Raw genomic sequence first — 14,778 nt, 5'->3', positions numbered from 1 at the left:
TCACCCGATAAAATCCACCAGCAACTTCACGTTCAACGCCGCAATCACCACCGCGATTAGCCATGCGAAGCCCGAGAGCCAGAGCGGCGAGCGCAGCGCGCCCATCTTGGCCTTATCGGCGGTGAACATCACGAGCGGGAATACGGCGAAGGAGAGTTGCAGGCTTAAGACCACCTGCGTCAGGATCAGCAGTTCGCCCGTGCCGCTGTCGCCATAGAGAATGGTGACGCCGGCGGCGGGGATGATGGCGATGGCGCGCGTGATGAGGCGGCGCAGCCAGGGCGCGAGCCGCATCTTGAGGAAACCCTCCATCACGATCTGGCCGGCAAGCGTTGCCGTGACGGTGGAGTTGATGCCACAGCATAAGAGCGCCACGCCGAACAGCGTTGGGGCAATGGCAAGGCCGAGCAGAGGCGCCAGCAGATTATGCGCCTCGCCGAGTTCGGCAACGGTCGTCTGCCCCGCCTTGTTGAAGGTCGCCGCCGCCAGAATGAGGATCGAGGCGTTGATGAGCAGCGCGAACATCAGTGCTATCGTGGAATCGAGCGTCGCGAATTTCAGCGCCTCGCGCTTTTCGGCAATTGTCTCGCCGATTTCGCGGGTCTGCACGATGCCCGAATGCAGATAGAGATTATGCGGCATGACGGTCGCGCCGAGAATACCGAGCGCCAGATAGAGCATATCAGGATTGGTGACGATCTCGGTCGTCGGCGCGAAACCGAGGATCACCTGCCCCCAATCAGGGTCGGCGAGCGCCACCTGAATGGCGAAACACACGGCGATGACGCCAAGCAGCGTGATGACCAGCGCCTCCACCCAACGGAAACCGAGCTTTTGCAGATAAAGGATCAGGAATACATCGAGCGCGGTGATGAGAACGCCGAGTTCGAGCGGAATGCCGAAAATGAGGTTGAGGCCGATGGCCGTGCCGATCACCTCGGCGATATCGGTGGCGATGATGGCGATTTCGGCCAGCAGCCACAGCACCATCGCCACCGGCTTCGGATAGGCATCGCGACAGGCCTGGGCGAGATCGCGGCCGGAAGCGATCGCAAGACGGGCGCAGAGCGATTGCAGCACAATCGCCATGATGTTCGAAACCAGTGCGACGGTGAGCAGCGTGTAGCCGAATCGGGAACCGCCGGCGAGCGACGTCGCCCAGTTTCCGGGATCCATATAACCGACCGCAACGAGATAGCCGGGGCCGAAAAAGGCCATGGCGCGCCGAAACGTCCCGGCATTCGGTTTGATCCGGATCGAGGAGTGAACGTCGGACAACGAGAGATCGTCGCCGTTCCGTCGCCATCCAAAGACTGGCTTGTCCATCTTATGCGCTTTCAAATGGGAGAATGAATTGATGCAATTGCAAATCATTCGCATAAGCGGCAGCGACTGGCAAGTGGCGTTTTGCGGCCGGATATCGGCACACGACGCCGCAGAAGCGTGTCGGGCTTGCGCCTCACAGGCTTGTCATCTGCCTGCCCTGTCGATTTCGGAACAGCGGCGCACCCGCCTGCGTTGGTCTTTCATCAAGCACTCCAACACCGGGGGAAGTTTATGCGACAGGGCCACAAATTCAGTCTGGTGAACCATCCAAGCCGGTGGCCGAAATATATTATGGCGAACAGGAAACCACGCGACTGGATGATGACGATCAGCGGAATCGTGCTGCTGTTCATTGTCGCCGCCGCAGTTGCCATGGGTTATCTCGTCACCAGCCACCCCGGCAAGCCGGAGCCAAACCCCGGCATCGTCGAGGAGCAGGCGGCAGAGAACGGTGGGTAAGCGGCGGCGCAACTGCGCCTTTCTCAGCTGAGGCCAGCAAGATGCCCGCTGAACTGCGCCTCGTGCAGACGGCTGTAGTGGCCCTTGGCAGCCAGGAGTTCGGCATGCGCGCCGGTTTCGGCAATACCGCTCTGGTCCACCACCACAATGCGCGAGGCATCGCGGATTGTCGCCAGACGGTGGGCGATGACGAGCGTGGTGCGGCCCTTGGCAAGCTCGGCCAGCGATTGCTGGATGGCCCGTTCTGTTTCCGTGTCGAGCGCCGAGGTGGCCTCGTCGAGAATGAGGATCGGCGGGTTCTTGAGGAACATGCGGGCAATGGCGAGACGCTGTTTCTGCCCACCGGACAGTTTGACGCCGCGCTCGCCGATAACGGTGTCGAGCCCGAGCGGCATGGCCTCGATGACACCATCGAGACGGGCGCGCCGCGCCGCCTCCATGATCTCCGCATCCGAAGCGCCAAGCCGTCCATATTCGATATTCTCGCGAATCGTGCCGCCGAACAGGAACACATCCTGCTGCACGATGCCGATCTGGTTGCGCAGCGAGGCGAGCTTCATCTTCCTGATATCGATGCCGTCAATGGTGATCGCACCGCTCGTCACATCGTAAAAGCGCGGCAAAAGCGAGCACAGCGTCGTCTTGCCCGCACCTGACGGGCCAACGAAAGCCACGGTCTCGCCGGCGCTGATCTTCAGGTCGATATTGGTAAGAACCGTCTTGCCCTCGGCATACCCGAAACCGACATGGCGATATTCGATATCGCCGCGCAGCAAGGGCGCTTCCACCGCATCGGGCGCATCGACGATATCGGGCGCGGTGTCCAGGAGTTCGGTGAAACGGCGGAAACCGGCAATGCCCTTGGGATAGGTCTCGATGACGGAATTGATCTTCTCCACCGGGCGGAAAAAGACGCCCACCAGCAGCAGGAAGCCAACGAAGCCGCCTTCGGTCAGGCCGCCTGTCAGCACGAACCAGGCGCCGCAAATCATCACGATCATCTGCGTCAGGCGCATGCTCATATAGCTGAGCGAGGTGCTGGCCGCCATGATCTTGTAGGCGTCGAGCTTGGTGCGACGGTATTTCTGATTGTCCTTCTCGAACAGCGTCCGCTCGTGGTCTTCATTGGCGAAAGCCTGCACCACCCGCATGCCGCCGACATTTTCCTCGATACGGGCGTTGAAGTCCCCCACCCGGCCGTAAAGCGCGCGAAAATTCTGCGTCATGCGGCCGCCGTAACGGCTGGTTACCCAGGCGGTAACGGGCACGACAGCGGCGGTGATGAGCGCCAGCGGCACATTCACCGACAGCATCAAAAGGAACGCGCCGATGAAGGTCATGATGGCGATGAACAGGTCTTCGGGGCCGTGGTGGGCCACCTCGCCGATCTCTTCCAGATCCTTGGTCAGCCGCCCGACCAGATGGCCGGTCTTCTGGTTGTCGAAATAACGGAAGGAAAGCTTCTGCAAATGGTCGAAAGCCAGCCGCCGCATGTCGGTCTCGATATTGATGCCGAGCATGTGTCCCCAGTAGGTGACGGTCGCCATCAACCCGGTATTCAGCACATAGATGAGGAGCAGCCCGACCGAAGCGGCAAGGATGATGGCCCATTCACCGCCCGGCAGCAGCACATCCACAAAGGCCTTCACTGCCATCGGAAAGCCGAGTTCGAGCACACCCGACAAAACCGCGCAGGAAAAATCGAGAATGAACAGGCCGCGATAGGGACGGTAGTAGGCGAAAAAACGGCGGAGCATGGCATGACCTGAAGATCGGGCGCGGCGACGTGACGCCGCAGAAAAACGGAGTTTAATTGTCATATTTCAATGCGCGCGCCAAGACCGATATTCTATTTTTACCAAAATCGTTCAATAGGTTCGGCAATAAACACACAACGGTAATGTGATCGGGTTATATTGCACTTATATGTATCGGTGTGACAGAGTGAATGCACCCTTCGGGGAGAATGCGAGAAAGAGCCTGCCGTGAGTAATATTGACAGCCGTAAGCCCAGTGGCGAACCGAGATGGCTTGGTCCTGCCAGCCCGACGCGGATCGCCCTGATCCCGCCCATCTCGGCTGCGCGCTGGCTTCTCGTTCTCGTCGCCCTTGCCGGCATTTATTTCTTCCATGGTTTTCTCGTTCCCGTTCTCGCCGCTCTCGTCATCGGTTTCGCCAGCTGGCCGGTTTACACCCGGCTTCTGCGGCAGGTAGGCGGCAACACCACGCTCGGCGCCACCATCGCCATCATCCTCATCCTCGCCTTCCTTGTGGTGCCGATCTTCATCGCCGCCTCCTATACGGCAAGCGAAATCCGCGAATGGTTCGGCTGGGCGGTGCATGTCAACAAGACGGGGGCGCCCGTGCCGGGCTGGATCGCCGCCCTTCCCGCCGTCGGTTCCTGGCTTGGCGAACAATGGGTGAAATATATCGGCACGCCGGGCGCCATCGGCGAACTCATCCAGCTCGTCAGCGGCGCGAATATCGGCAATATCTATCGGGCGATCCTCGCCGCCGGCAACGGCGCGTTTCATCTGGTGCTGACCCTGCTGTTCATGCTGATCGCGCTGTTCTTCGTCTACCGTAACGGCGCGGGCTTCACCCGGCAGGTCGATCTGGTGGGCGAACGCATCCTGCCGACGCGGTGGGAACGCATTTCCCGCGTCGTGCCCGCCACCATCAGCTCCACGGTCACCGGCATGACGTTGATCGCCATCGGCGAAGGCATCATCCTCGGCATCGCCTACTGGATCGCCGGCGTGCCCTCGCCCGTCACGCTCGGCGTGCTCACCGGCGTCATGGCGCTCATTCCGGGCGGTGCGCCGCTCTCGTTTACGCTGGTGTCGATCTATCTGGTCGCCAGCGGCTCGCCCGCCCATGGGCTGGCGCTGTTCGTCTGGGGTTCGGTGGAACTCTTCATCGTCGACAAGACCATCCGCCCGAAACTCGTCGGCGGCCCGATCAAGCTGCCCTTCCTGCCCACCTTTTTCGGCCTCGTCGGCGGCGTCAAGACCATGGGCTTCCTCGGCCTCTTCATCGGCCCGGTGCTGATGGCGCTTCTGGTGGCAATCTGGCGCGAATGGGTGCGCGAGGTGGAACTGTCCGCCGCCGCCACCCCTGAGGCTCCGCCACCGCCGCCGACAGAGGACGATCCGGTTGATGAGGTTGCCGCGCTCGAAGAGGATAGCGAGGAAACAACGGCATTTCGGAAAGCGGCGTTTTGATCGTTGAAGCCTGCGGCAGACGTCTCCGTGATTAGATCGAAGCAGGGTCCCGGCAAACTCGCGCCGTAGTCTTAAAGCGCCTTCTCCATGAACAGGCTGAGCGGATCCGGCCTGTAGGGCGCAAAGGCCTCGATCTCCACGAACCCCGCCTTGCGGTAAAGACCGATCGCCTCCGGCTGGCTGATGCCGGTTTCGAGGCGGATGGCGGAAAGGCCAAGCTCGGCGCCGCGCGCAAGAAGTGTATCCATGATCAGCTTGCCGATCCGCAATCCCCGCACCTCGGGATCGACGAACATGCGCTTGATCTCCGCCGTGCCGTCACCCGCCTCCACCAGCGCGCCGCAGCCGACCACGCGGCCATCGTGCCGCGCCACGAAAAACGAAACATTGTCCTGCTCAAGCTGGCCGATATCGACCAGATGATTGCTCTCGGCGGGATAAAGCGAGGCCATATAGGCGTTGGAAAGGTCGATGAGGCGCAGAACCGCATCCTGCCTCGGCGTTTCAAGCTTGATTTCGGTGGCCAATGCGATGCCTGCCTTCTCTGTAAAAATGCGTATTTCGTCGTAATGTCACTGCAATCGGGATAGATGAGTTTCTAGAGCATTATTACCGACAGAGGCAACACAACCCCATGAAAACAGCCCTCGTTCTCATGACCTTCCTTGGCTGCGACGACAGCGCCACCGATTGCCATTACCTCGCCACCTCGCAGCAGCGCTGGACGAGCATCGAACTGTGCGACGCCGTGTCGGAAAAGGAGCTGGAGCGTTACGCCAACGCGCCCTACCCTGTTGTGGTAGCCGTGTGCCAGACACCGGCCGAACAGGCGCCGCAGACGGCGGGCGCGCAACCTCCTGCCTCGGCACCGCAGGCAACGGCGGCGGTTACGCCGAAGGAGGAGGAAAGCCTCACAAAACAGGCAATCAGCCGTGTCAGCCGTATCCTGCCTTCCACGGAAGGTATAAAGCACCTTTTGGGGACACCGGTGAGGATGGTTGAAAACAGCTATTCGTGGATCGCCAAGCGGTTCGATAAGTGATTGCTAGGAACCGATCTTCCCTCATTCCTGTGCTTGTCACAGGAAGGAGGATCGGAGTGATTCTGCCCGGAAACATCGCAGCAGCCTCTTGTAAAACCTCTCGGGACCTCACGCCGCCTCGACCGTCAGCGCTTCCGCATAATACCGCGCCTTCTGCCGTTCTTCGGCGATGGCCAGCTTGCGCACGGCGTGCAGCAGTTCGAAAAGCGTTTCTGAGCCGTTGACGTCACGGAAATGCGCCAGCAACTCAGCCGAGACGGAGGCCGCCATATCCGAGCGCTGCGAGCGGGCGGCGCGACGCCACATCAGCGTCGCCTCGATGAAGACCTCGACAATGTCACCAAAAATTCCGACCGATTGGAACAGGGCTTTGAGCGCATGCGGCCGCCCGGTCGCCAGAATGGCACGCACCTTGCGGTCATCGAGACCGGAGAGATTGACCATCGCCGCCGTGAAGAATTCCAGACGGCCCGAGCAGACGGCGTGAATGAGCAGCGCCGGCGTCAATTCAAGCCGCTGGCGCAGATGCTCCACCAGCGCCGGCAGTTCCGGCGAGGAGACGTTTGATGCGATAAGGATGGTGGCGGAATCTTCCGCCTCGCGGAAAAGACTGTCGGCGCGATTTTGCCCGATCATCGCGTGAACCAGCGCGGAGCCAGCAAGCGCTTCGCTGATGCGGCCCATCAACAGGTGGCGTGCATCGGCGGGCAATCCATCGCGGCGAAGCAGGAGATCGCGAATGTCGGCATCGCAACCGTGGCGCTCGGCGATGCGCCTGAGCGAAAACGGCGTAATAAAGGCATCGTCGTTTTCGAGCAGGATGATGGTTTCCGGAAGGTCGCCCACTTCGGCCAGCGCTGCACAGACACCGCGCTGCAGGCCCGGCCTTGCGGCGATGAGGCAGCGCGTCAGGCTTTCGCCGCGCCCGGTGAGATCAACCAAGTCGGCCTCACCGAGAACCGGTGAACGGGCAATGACGGTGCAGGCGATTTCCGGCTGGTCTTCGGCGAGTGAAACGAGAATGGCGCGCGGTGCGTCATCAGCATCCGCCAGCGCTTCGGCAAGCGCCAACCGCACACGCGGCGAAGGATCGTCTAGCAGATAGGTCATCGCCATATAGGCGGCATCGCGGTTCTCGCGTGCCATGTCGGATTGAATGTAGGCACGGCCGAGCGCATTGGCGGCCTTCGCCCGCTCGGTCGATCCAGCCTTTTCAGACCAGCGAAGAAATGCCTGTACGATCACCTGAGCCTCGAAAACATTCGCAACAATGGATGACGGCATCATCGCCGCCACCATGTATAAAACTCTAGGCGCAAATGGTTTACGTTTGGTTCACCATAAAAATTAACCTCCGCCGAAGAAGGGCTATATTTACGGCGCGGTAGAAGGCCGCCGCAGCTGGAATACATCGCTGCCGCCATCGCAGTAGTCCATGTAACCCATGCGCGCCACGGGACGCGACAGCTCCATATCGATGCGGCCGTCGCGAATGATCGTTTCATCGATATGGATCGCCATGACCTGCCCGATCACCATCCACGAATCCGCCGGCTGGCCGTCGACGTCCTTAAGCTGCTGTATCTGCGTTACGCGGCACTCCAGAACCGCCAGCGCCTCGCCGACGAAAGGCGCATCCACCACCCGCCCGTCGACGGCGGTGAGACCGGCAAGGGCGAACTCATCGACATCATAGCCAACGGGCGCCGAAGACGCATTCATCCGGTCCACCAGGTGGCGGCTGACGAGATTGGCGGTGAAGACGCCGGTTTCCTCAACGTTGCGCAGGCTGTCCTTCCTGCCGCTGGAGGAGAACATCACAAGCTTTGGCCGGTCCGAAATTGCATTGAAGAAGGAATAGGGCGAGAGGTTGAGGGAACCGTCCCTGCCCTTCGAGCCGATCCAGCCGATCGGACGCGGTGCGACGATGGCCTTGAACGGATCATGCGGCAGGCCGTGCTGGTTGGTGTCCGTGGTGTAGAACATCAAACGTCCCCGACCCAGGTGACGACATCGGCAAGCTCCGGCCGCGGCCGCTCCACCGGCGGGAATGTCGTCGAGCCGATATGAATGAACCCGGCCACCTTCTCTTCCGCGCCGACCTCGATTTCCGTGAGAAATGCGGAATCGAAAGCAAGCCATTCGGTCAGCCAGTTCGCCGCAAAACCGCTGGCGTTGGCGGCAAAGATGAGGTTGAGGCACACAGCACCGGCGGACATGACCTGCTCCCATTCCGGGATTTTGAAATGCGGTTTTGCGGTGCTGATAACGGCGACAACGACGGGCGCGCGGGTGAAGCGTGTCCGTTCCGCTTCCTGCTGCTGCAGGTCCAGTTCCGGGTTCTTTTCAAGCGCGATCCTGAGCGCCGTCTCACCCATACGCACGCGCTCCTCGCCCCGATAAACGACGAAACGCCAGGGGGCCAGCTTGCCATGGTCGGGCACACGCACGGCAAGACGCAGGATTTCCTCGATTTCAGTCTTCGAAGGCCCCGGCTCGGCAAGTTGCAGGGCCGGGGTGGAACGGCGAACCTTGAGATAGTCGAGGAGCTTGATATCACTGGTCATGATTAAAAATCTTCCATTCTGCTGTCATCGCAAAAACATTGGGCCTTGAAATAGCCACGGCATTGGTTTTGAAGTGATCCGGGAAAATCAAGAAGTCAATCGGTATCGAAAATGTCGGCAATCAAAATCGCGGCACGTCTGACCATTGCATGTGCCGTGCTTGGCCTTTTATCACAAGCCGCTTTTTCGCAGGACGCCTTCAAAGACTTCAAGCAGCTCGGCGGCACGCCGAAAATGCCGAAGCTCAATGCTTTCACTGCCCCAACGGCGCCCAGCGCCCCTGAAAGCGCCGCCCGCGACATCGCCATGGAAGCCAAGCTGACCAGCGAAGGCGAAGCGGTGAAGGAAGGCCTGTCATGGCGCGTATTCAGCCCCATTCCCGGCGCTGACGGCAAATTGCCGATGCTGGCAAGCTCGGAAGGCGGCTCCGCTGAATTTCATCTGGTGCCGGGCGAATATTTGGTCAACGTCGCCTTCGGGCGCGCGGGCGTCACCAAAAAGCTCAATGTCCCGACTTCAGGCAACGTGCAGAAACAGGTACTGATTCTCGATGCCGGCGGCTTCGTACTGAATGCGGTTGCGGGCGCCGACAAGCAGATTTCCGGCAACCAGCTCAAATTTTCCGTCTATTCCTCAGACGTCCGCTCCGACGGCGAACGCGGCCTCGTCATGGCCGATATCAAGCCCAATACCATCGTGCGGCTGAACGCCGGGACCTATCACGTGGTTTCGGAATACGGCAATGTCAACGCGGTGGTGCGCGCCGACATCCAGGTGGAAGCCGGCAAGCTGACGGAAGCGACCCTGCAGCATCAGGCCGCGCAGATCACCCTCAAGCTGGTCTCAGAACCGGGCGGCGAAGCCATTGCCGATACGGCCTGGTCGGTGCTGAACGGCGGCGGCGACGTTGTCAACGAAAGCGTCAGCGCCTTTTCGACCATGGTTCTGGCCGAAGGCGAATATACCGCCATCGCCCGTAACAAGGACAAGGTCTACCAGCGCAATTTCAAGGTGACCTCCGGCCGGGATTCGGACGTGGAAGTGCTGATGAAGGACCAGGCGCCGGAAGAGATGTCCGGGGATTTTGAGTAGCCGACATTGCACATTCATGGTCTCGTCGGAGGCGAGATTGTGAGGAACGACCCACCACCCTCCACGTCATCCTCGGGCTTGACCCGAGGATCCATTCCTCACGCCAGACCGTGGATCCTCGGGTCAAGCCCGAGGATGACTTCAGAGAGCTTTAAGCGCCCCTCACCCACAAACGAAAAACGGCCCCCGAAGGGGCCGTCGTCTTCATCAAGCAACCTGCTTCTTCGCCGAAAGCTTGCGCTTCACATCCGGCGGCGTCGCCTCGTCCACGAGGCTGGTGATCGCCTCATCGAGCGACATCGAAGTCTGGTTCTGCGAACCGAGACGACGGATGTTGACGGTGCGCTCTTCCGCTTCCTTGCGACCGCAGACGATGATGACCGGAACCTTGGTCACCGAATGCTCGCGGACCTTGTAGTTGATCTTCTCGTTGCGGAAGTCGGTCTCGACCGCCATTCCTGCCTCGCGCAGCGCCTCGGCAACCTCGCGGCCGTAATCATCGGCATCCGAGGTAATCGTGGCGACCACGACCTGAAGCGGCGCAAACCACAGCGGCATGTGACCGGCGAAGTTCTCGATCAGAATGCCGAGGAAACGCTCCATCGAACCGCAGATGGCGCGATGGATCATGACAGGCTGCGTCTTCTCCGAGTTCTGGTCGATATAGAAGGCACCAAAACGTTCAGGCAGGTTGAAGTCCACCTGCGTCGTGCCGCACTGCCATTCACGGCCGATGGCGTCCTTCAGTGTATATTCGAACTTCGGCCCGTAGAATGCGCCCTCGCCCGGCAGAATGCCGGTCTTGATGCGGCCTTCTGACTGCTCCTCGATGGTCTTCAGAACCTCCATCATCACGCTTTCGGCGCGATCCCAGAGATCATCGGAACCGACGCGCTTTTCAGGGCGCGTGGAGAGCTTGACGACGACTTCGCTGAAACCGAAATCCTCGTAGACCGAGAGGATCAGATCGTTGATGCGCAGGCATTCCGCCGCCATCTGCTCTTCCGTGCAGAAGACATGCGCATCGTCCTGCGTGAAGCCGCGAACGCGCATCAGCCCATGCAGAGCACCCGAAGCCTCATAACGATGGACATTGCCGAATTCAGCAAGACGCACAGGCATTTCGCGGTAAGACTTCAAGCCATGCTTGAAGATCTGCACGTGACCCGGGCAGTTCATAGGCTTCAGCGCAAACACGCGCTGGTCGGCTTCCTCGTCATCGGGATGGGTGAAGGCATGGGCGGATTTCACCGCGAACATGTTTTCCTGATACCAGCCCCAGTGACCTGAAGTCTCCCACAGCGACTTGTCCAGAATCTGCGGCGCGTTGACTTCCTGATAGGTGTTGGCAAGCCGCCGGCGCATATAGGCCGTCAGCGTCTGGAACATGCGCCAGCCCTTGCCGTGCCAGAACACAACGCCCGGACCTTCTTCCTGAAAATGGAACAGGTCCATTTCACGGCCGAGGCGGCGGTGATCGCGCTTTTCGGCTTCGGCGAGAATATGGAGATAATTGTCCAGCTCTTCCTGCGTCGCCCAGGCGGTGCCATAGATGCGCGACAGCATCGCATTGTTGCTGTCACCACGCCAGTAAGCGCCAGCCACCTTCATCAGCTTGAAGGCCGTGCCGATCTGCCCCGTGGACGCCATATGCGGGCCACGGCAGAGATCGAACCAGTCGCCCTGATAATAGATCTTCAGGTCCTGGCCTTCGGGAATGGCGTCGACCAGTTCGACCTTGTAGTTTTCGCCCTTGGCGGCAAAGACTTCCTTCGCCTTTTCGCGCGACCAGACCTCGCGGGTAAACGGCTTGTTGCGCTGAATGATCTCCTTCATCCGCTTTTCGATCTTCGGCAGATCTTCCGGCGTGAAAGGCTCGTTCTTGGCAAAGTCGTAATAAAAACCGTTCTCGATGACCGGGCCGATCGTCACCTGCGTGCCGGGCCACAGTTCCTGCACGGCCTCGGCCATGACGTGGGCGGCATCGTGGCGGATGAGTTCCAGCGCACGCCCGTCTTCACGCGTGACGATCTCGATTTTGCCATCGGTGATGGTCTCGGACAAATCGCGCACGGTGCCGTCAAGCGCAATGGCGACGGCTTTCTTGGCAAGCGATTTGGAAATGGATTCGGCGACCTCGCGGCCGGTCGTACCGGCGGGGTAGCTGCGCACGGATCCATCGGGAAATGTAAGGGAAATGGCTTCAGACATCGTCTCGTGCTCCTGTCCAGTCCCGCCAACGAATGCGGGTGGTGTTGGAATAATGATTTGCCCGCGACAGGCGGGCACGCAGGCTGATAAAGGCTTTTGCCATTACAGTCAAAGGTGAAGGGTGCTTCAGCGAAGCATTTCCGCAAGGCCATTGACCGTATTGGCGTTGCGGGTCGTACCGATCCCAAGCCTTTTGGTGGTCAGGACAGACAGCAGCCGGCTCTCGCTCGGTTTGCCGCAGAAATCGATCCAGAGATCGCCACCCGCGAGCGCGATCTTCTCCCTGCCCCGATATTTTTCCAGCAATTCGAGGACGCCGTGGTCCAACGGCTCCCGCATGACCCTGACGCAGACATCCGGCGGATTGCCTTGGGCGAAGGGATTGTCCGCCGCCAGTTTCAGCCAGTCGTCGCCCGCGCGAACGAGAATATCGACATGTTTGCCGAAGCGGTCTTCGAAGGCGCGCTCCAGCCTGTCTTCGATCTCGCGAACAGGCGCTGCCTCGGTGCGAAAAACCAGATTTCCGGTCGCGACAAGTGTCCTACAATCGGCAAATCCCAATTCTTCCGCCAAGGCCCTGAGATCGGCCATGATAAGCCGCTTGCCGGGGCCGAGCACGATACTGTGCAGCAGGGCCACATACTCGCTCATCTGCGCAGGCTCCAGTAACGCCAGGGTGTCCACCAATGCCTCTTTTCGCCGAGCGCCTCCGGTACCGGGTCCAGCCCGCTGGTACCACCCGGGCCGCAGCGCGCCACGCGAAACAGCGTCATCCACCCGCCGGCCCACAGCCCGTGGCGGGCAATCGCCTCATAGCCGTATTCGGAACAGGTGGGGATATGGCGGCAGGAATTTCCGATGAAGCCGGATAGCGTCAGCTGATAAAGCCGGATGAAACCCACGCCCAGAAGCCGCCCCGGCGTTTTGGCGAAGCTGCCCGCCCAATTGCGGGATCGGCTCGCTTTTTCCGCTGTCTGCTGGTGCCGGCAGCCCGGTTCGCCGCACATCGCCTAACCCGCAGCGTTCAGAGCCGGCCGCCCTTCGATCTGGTCGAGCGCATCGACCACCGCCTCAAAGGTCAGCATGGTGGACGCGTGGCGCGCCTTGAAATCCCGGACGGGCAAAAGCACCCGCATGTCCTCAAAACGGCCCGTCGGCCCCTCGCCGCCCTGTTTCAGCATGGTGAGCATGTCTTCCCGCGCCTGCCGGATTTCGCCGCTGGAAGCCCCGACAATGTGATGCGCCATGATGGAGGCCGAGGCCTGCCCCAGTGCGCATGCACGGACTTCGTGCGAAAACGCCGTCACGACGCCGCCTTCCACCTTCAGATAGACTTTGAGCTTAGAGCCGCACAGCCGGGAGTGTTTCTCGGCGCTGGCGTCGGCGTCCTCAAGAACGCCGATCAGTGGAATATTCCCGGCAAAGTCCAGAATGCGATTATTGTAGATATCGTCCATCGTCAGGTGCCCGGCGCGCTCAAGAATGCCCAAAAACAGGACAGGTCAGATTTTTCAAACACAGCGTTTGTCGCAGTGAAGCTTTCCTGCCCTTCATTCTCATTATATGCTAACGAGCTTTCTGGACATCAAGCCGTGATGAAATTAACGGCTCCGATACCGAAATAACAGCACTGGTCTTGCCAAAATGCTGTAAAACAACCAGATAGCAGCAACTGCGAACATGAGTTCGCGATGAAAAACGAATTCAGGTGCGGCCTTTACCCGCATCGGGAGAGACGGAATGGATGCGATCGTGAAGAATTTCCCCGGCGCTGGCGCAAAACCCGACGTGGCAGAAGCTCGCCCAAGCCAGGCCGAAGCGGAAGAAGCAGTGCGCGTTCTTTTGCGCTGGGCAGGAGAAAATCCCGCCCGCGAAGGACTTCTGGATACGCCGAAGCGCGTCGCCAAGGCCTATCGCGAGCTTTTTGCCGGTTATGAGCTGAACGTTCAGGACGTGCTCGGCACGACCTTCGAGGAAGTCGGCGGGTATGACGATGTTGTGCTGGTGCGCGACATCCCCTTCTTCTCCCATTGCGAGCACCATATGGTGCCGATCGTCGGTAAGGCGCATGTCGCCTATCTTCCGGCCGGCCGCGTGCTCGGCCTGTCGAAGATCGCCCGTGTCGTCGAAATCTTCGGCCGCCGCCTGCAGACGCAGGAAAACATGACCGCGCAGATCGCCAGATCGATCGAGGAAACGCTGAAACCACGCGGTGTGGCCGTCATGATCGACGCCGAACATATGTGCATGTCCATGCGCGGCGTAAACAAGCAGGGGTCCACGACGCTGACCACCAGCTTCACCGGCACGTTCAAGAACGATCCGGCCGAGCAGGTGCGCTTCATGACCATGGTGCGGAACCGCTAGTCGTTCCGCCATTTTCCGGGGTTACCATGTCCATTCCCTTTCCGTCCGCGCCTGCGGACAAGGAAGTGCTCGAAACCGCAGGCCTGTTCTCGCCGAAATTCGATGCCCACGGCCTCGTTACCGCCGTGGTCACCGATGCGCGTGACGGCGAATTGCTGATGGTTGCCCATATGAACGCTGAAGCTTTGTCTCTGACGCTCGAAACCGGCATCGCCCATTACTACAGCCGCTCGCGCGACAAGATCTGGAAGAAGGGCGAAACCTCCGGCAACCTGCAAACGGTGAAGGAATTCCGCACCGATTGCGATCAGGACGCCGTGTGGCTGAAGGTCTCCGTCGCCGGCCATGACGCGACCTGCCACACCGGTCGCCGCTCCTGCTTTTATCGCAAAGTCGAACTCTCAGACGGCCAGGCGGTGACGAAGATCACCGACGATACCCGCCATTTCGATCCGGCGACCACCTATTCCGCAACTTGAACGGCCACCTT

General features: G+C 60.2%; 16 protein-coding genes. 6 read left to right on the top strand and 10 right to left on the bottom strand.

Going from position 1 to position 14,778, the window contains the following annotated elements:
* Positions 1–1,326 carry an Nramp family divalent metal transporter gene (locus AGR1_RS05110; protein WP_187772044.1) on the bottom strand — a complete coding sequence of 442 codons (1,326 nt, stop codon included), beginning with the start codon at positions 1,324–1,326 and terminating at the stop codon, positions 1–3.
* A gap of 231 nt (positions 1,327–1,557) precedes the next feature.
* Here AGR1_RS05110 and AGR1_RS05105 point away from each other — a divergent pair, with 231 nt between their 5' ends.
* The gene (locus AGR1_RS05105) at positions 1,558–1,785 is read left to right on the top strand and encodes a hypothetical protein (RefSeq protein ID WP_077982108.1); all 228 of its coding nucleotides are present in this window, start codon (positions 1,558–1,560) and stop codon (positions 1,783–1,785) included.
* Positions 1,786–1,808: 23 nt separating this feature from the next.
* On the opposite strand, the gene AGR1_RS05100 is transcribed toward AGR1_RS05105, so the two are convergent.
* A complete protein-coding gene (locus AGR1_RS05100; protein WP_149146352.1) occupies positions 1,809–3,542 on the bottom strand; it encodes an ABC transporter ATP-binding protein in 1,734 nt (577 codons plus the stop codon).
* A gap of 228 nt (positions 3,543–3,770) precedes the next feature.
* On the opposite strand from AGR1_RS05100, the gene AGR1_RS05095 reads away from it, so the two are divergent.
* Positions 3,771–5,009, top strand: a complete 1,239-nt coding sequence (locus AGR1_RS05095) for an AI-2E family transporter (protein ID WP_149146351.1) — start codon at positions 3,771–3,773, stop codon at positions 5,007–5,009.
* A gap of 71 nt (positions 5,010–5,080) precedes the next feature.
* On the opposite strand, the gene AGR1_RS05090 is transcribed toward AGR1_RS05095, so the two are convergent.
* Entirely contained in the window at positions 5,081–5,536 is a 456-nt protein-coding gene (locus AGR1_RS05090) for a GNAT family N-acetyltransferase (protein ID WP_080790564.1), read from the bottom strand.
* A gap of 107 nt (positions 5,537–5,643) precedes the next feature.
* On the opposite strand from AGR1_RS05090, the gene AGR1_RS05085 reads away from it, so the two are divergent.
* Positions 5,644–6,051: a hypothetical protein gene (locus tag AGR1_RS05085; RefSeq protein ID WP_080790563.1), complete on the top strand. Its 408-nt coding sequence runs from the start codon at positions 5,644–5,646 to the stop codon at positions 6,049–6,051.
* 108 nt (positions 6,052–6,159) lie between these two features.
* Here the strand turns inward: AGR1_RS05085 and AGR1_RS05080 are convergent, their stop codons facing one another.
* The 3 genes from AGR1_RS05080 to AGR1_RS05070 form a co-directional block, all read right to left on the bottom strand.
* Complete coding sequence (locus AGR1_RS05080) at positions 6,160–7,350, bottom strand: DUF2336 domain-containing protein (protein ID WP_149146350.1); 1,191 nt, start codon at positions 7,348–7,350, stop codon at positions 6,160–6,162.
* 75 nt (positions 7,351–7,425) lie between these two features.
* Positions 7,426–8,037: a flavin reductase family protein gene (locus AGR1_RS05075; protein WP_080790559.1), complete on the bottom strand. Its 612-nt coding sequence runs from the start codon at positions 8,035–8,037 to the stop codon at positions 7,426–7,428.
* The gene (locus AGR1_RS05070; RefSeq protein ID WP_149146349.1) at positions 8,037–8,618 is read right to left on the bottom strand and encodes a nitroreductase; all 582 of its coding nucleotides are present in this window, start codon (positions 8,616–8,618) and stop codon (positions 8,037–8,039) included. The genes AGR1_RS05075 and AGR1_RS05070 overlap by 1 nt, the downstream gene beginning before the upstream one ends.
* A gap of 111 nt (positions 8,619–8,729) precedes the next feature.
* Here AGR1_RS05070 and AGR1_RS05065 point away from each other — a divergent pair, with 111 nt between their 5' ends.
* Positions 8,730–9,710, top strand: a complete 981-nt coding sequence (locus tag AGR1_RS05065) for a hypothetical protein (protein ID WP_149146348.1) — start codon at positions 8,730–8,732, stop codon at positions 9,708–9,710.
* 207 nt (positions 9,711–9,917) lie between these two features.
* Here the strand turns inward: AGR1_RS05065 and thrS are convergent, their stop codons facing one another.
* The 4 genes from thrS to AGR1_RS05045 all read right to left on the bottom strand — a co-directional run bounded on the left by thrS (position 9,918) and on the right by AGR1_RS05045 (position 13,378).
* Positions 9,918–11,921: a threonine--tRNA ligase gene (thrS, locus tag AGR1_RS05060; protein ID WP_149146347.1), complete on the bottom strand. Its 2,004-nt coding sequence runs from the start codon at positions 11,919–11,921 to the stop codon at positions 9,918–9,920.
* Positions 11,922–12,047: 126 nt separating this feature from the next.
* A complete protein-coding gene (locus AGR1_RS05055; RefSeq protein ID WP_149146346.1) occupies positions 12,048–12,572 on the bottom strand; it encodes a DUF1697 domain-containing protein in 525 nt (174 codons plus the stop codon).
* Complete coding sequence (gene yidD, locus AGR1_RS05050) at positions 12,569–12,928, bottom strand: membrane protein insertion efficiency factor YidD (protein ID WP_149146345.1); 360 nt, start codon at positions 12,926–12,928, stop codon at positions 12,569–12,571. The genes AGR1_RS05055 and yidD overlap by 4 nt, the downstream gene beginning before the upstream one ends.
* A 3-nt stretch (positions 12,929–12,931) precedes the next feature.
* Entirely contained in the window at positions 12,932–13,378 is a 447-nt protein-coding gene (locus tag AGR1_RS05045) for an iron-sulfur cluster assembly scaffold protein (RefSeq protein WP_149146344.1), read from the bottom strand.
* A gap of 283 nt (positions 13,379–13,661) precedes the next feature.
* On the opposite strand from AGR1_RS05045, the gene folE reads away from it, so the two are divergent.
* Entirely contained in the window at positions 13,662–14,288 is a 627-nt protein-coding gene (gene folE / locus AGR1_RS05040; protein WP_003495569.1) for a GTP cyclohydrolase I FolE, read from the top strand.
* 26 nt (positions 14,289–14,314) lie between these two features.
* On the top strand, positions 14,315–14,767 hold the full coding sequence (hisI, locus tag AGR1_RS05035) for a phosphoribosyl-AMP cyclohydrolase (protein WP_149146343.1): 453 nt from the start codon (positions 14,315–14,317) through the stop codon (positions 14,765–14,767).
* Positions 14,768–14,778: the final 11 nt, after the last annotated feature.

It is taken from the genome of Agrobacterium sp. B1(2019) (assembly GCF_008274755.1).
In the GTDB taxonomy this organism is placed as follows: domain Bacteria; phylum Pseudomonadota; class Alphaproteobacteria; order Rhizobiales; family Rhizobiaceae; genus Agrobacterium; species Agrobacterium salinitolerans.
The sequence above is the reverse complement of the archived record's forward strand: the minus strand, read 5'-3'. Positions and strand labels throughout refer to the sequence as shown.

Excerpts from the sequence above, each read along its gene's own strand:
- AGR1_RS05110 (WP_187772044.1), bottom strand. The coding sequence starts at position 1,326 with ATGGACAAGCCAGTCTTTGGATGGCGACGGAACGGCGACGATCTCTCG.
- AGR1_RS05105 (WP_077982108.1), top strand. The coding sequence starts at position 1,558 with ATGCGACAGGGCCACAAATTCAGTCTGGTGAACCATCCAAGCCGGTGG.
- AGR1_RS05100 (WP_149146352.1), bottom strand. The coding sequence starts at position 3,542 with ATGCTCCGCCGTTTTTTCGCCTACTACCGTCCCTATCGCGGCCTGTTC.
- AGR1_RS05085 (WP_080790563.1), top strand. The coding sequence starts at position 5,644 with ATGAAAACAGCCCTCGTTCTCATGACCTTCCTTGGCTGCGACGACAGC.
- AGR1_RS05080 (WP_149146350.1), bottom strand. The coding sequence starts at position 7,350 with ATGGTGGCGGCGATGATGCCGTCATCCATTGTTGCGAATGTTTTCGAG.
- AGR1_RS05075 (WP_080790559.1), bottom strand. The coding sequence starts at position 8,037 with ATGTTCTACACCACGGACACCAACCAGCACGGCCTGCCGCATGATCCG.
- AGR1_RS05070 (WP_149146349.1), bottom strand. The coding sequence starts at position 8,618 with ATGACCAGTGATATCAAGCTCCTCGACTATCTCAAGGTTCGCCGTTCC.
- AGR1_RS05065 (WP_149146348.1), top strand. The coding sequence starts at position 8,730 with ATGTCGGCAATCAAAATCGCGGCACGTCTGACCATTGCATGTGCCGTG.
- thrS (WP_149146347.1), bottom strand. The coding sequence starts at position 11,921 with ATGTCTGAAGCCATTTCCCTTACATTTCCCGATGGATCCGTGCGCAGC.
- AGR1_RS05055 (WP_149146346.1), bottom strand. The coding sequence starts at position 12,572 with ATGAGCGAGTATGTGGCCCTGCTGCACAGTATCGTGCTCGGCCCCGGC.
- yidD (WP_149146345.1), bottom strand. The coding sequence starts at position 12,928 with ATGTGCGGCGAACCGGGCTGCCGGCACCAGCAGACAGCGGAAAAAGCG.
- AGR1_RS05045 (WP_149146344.1), bottom strand. The coding sequence starts at position 13,378 with ATGGACGATATCTACAATAATCGCATTCTGGACTTTGCCGGGAATATT.
- folE (WP_003495569.1), top strand. The coding sequence starts at position 13,662 with ATGGATGCGATCGTGAAGAATTTCCCCGGCGCTGGCGCAAAACCCGAC.
- hisI (WP_149146343.1), top strand. The coding sequence starts at position 14,315 with ATGTCCATTCCCTTTCCGTCCGCGCCTGCGGACAAGGAAGTGCTCGAA.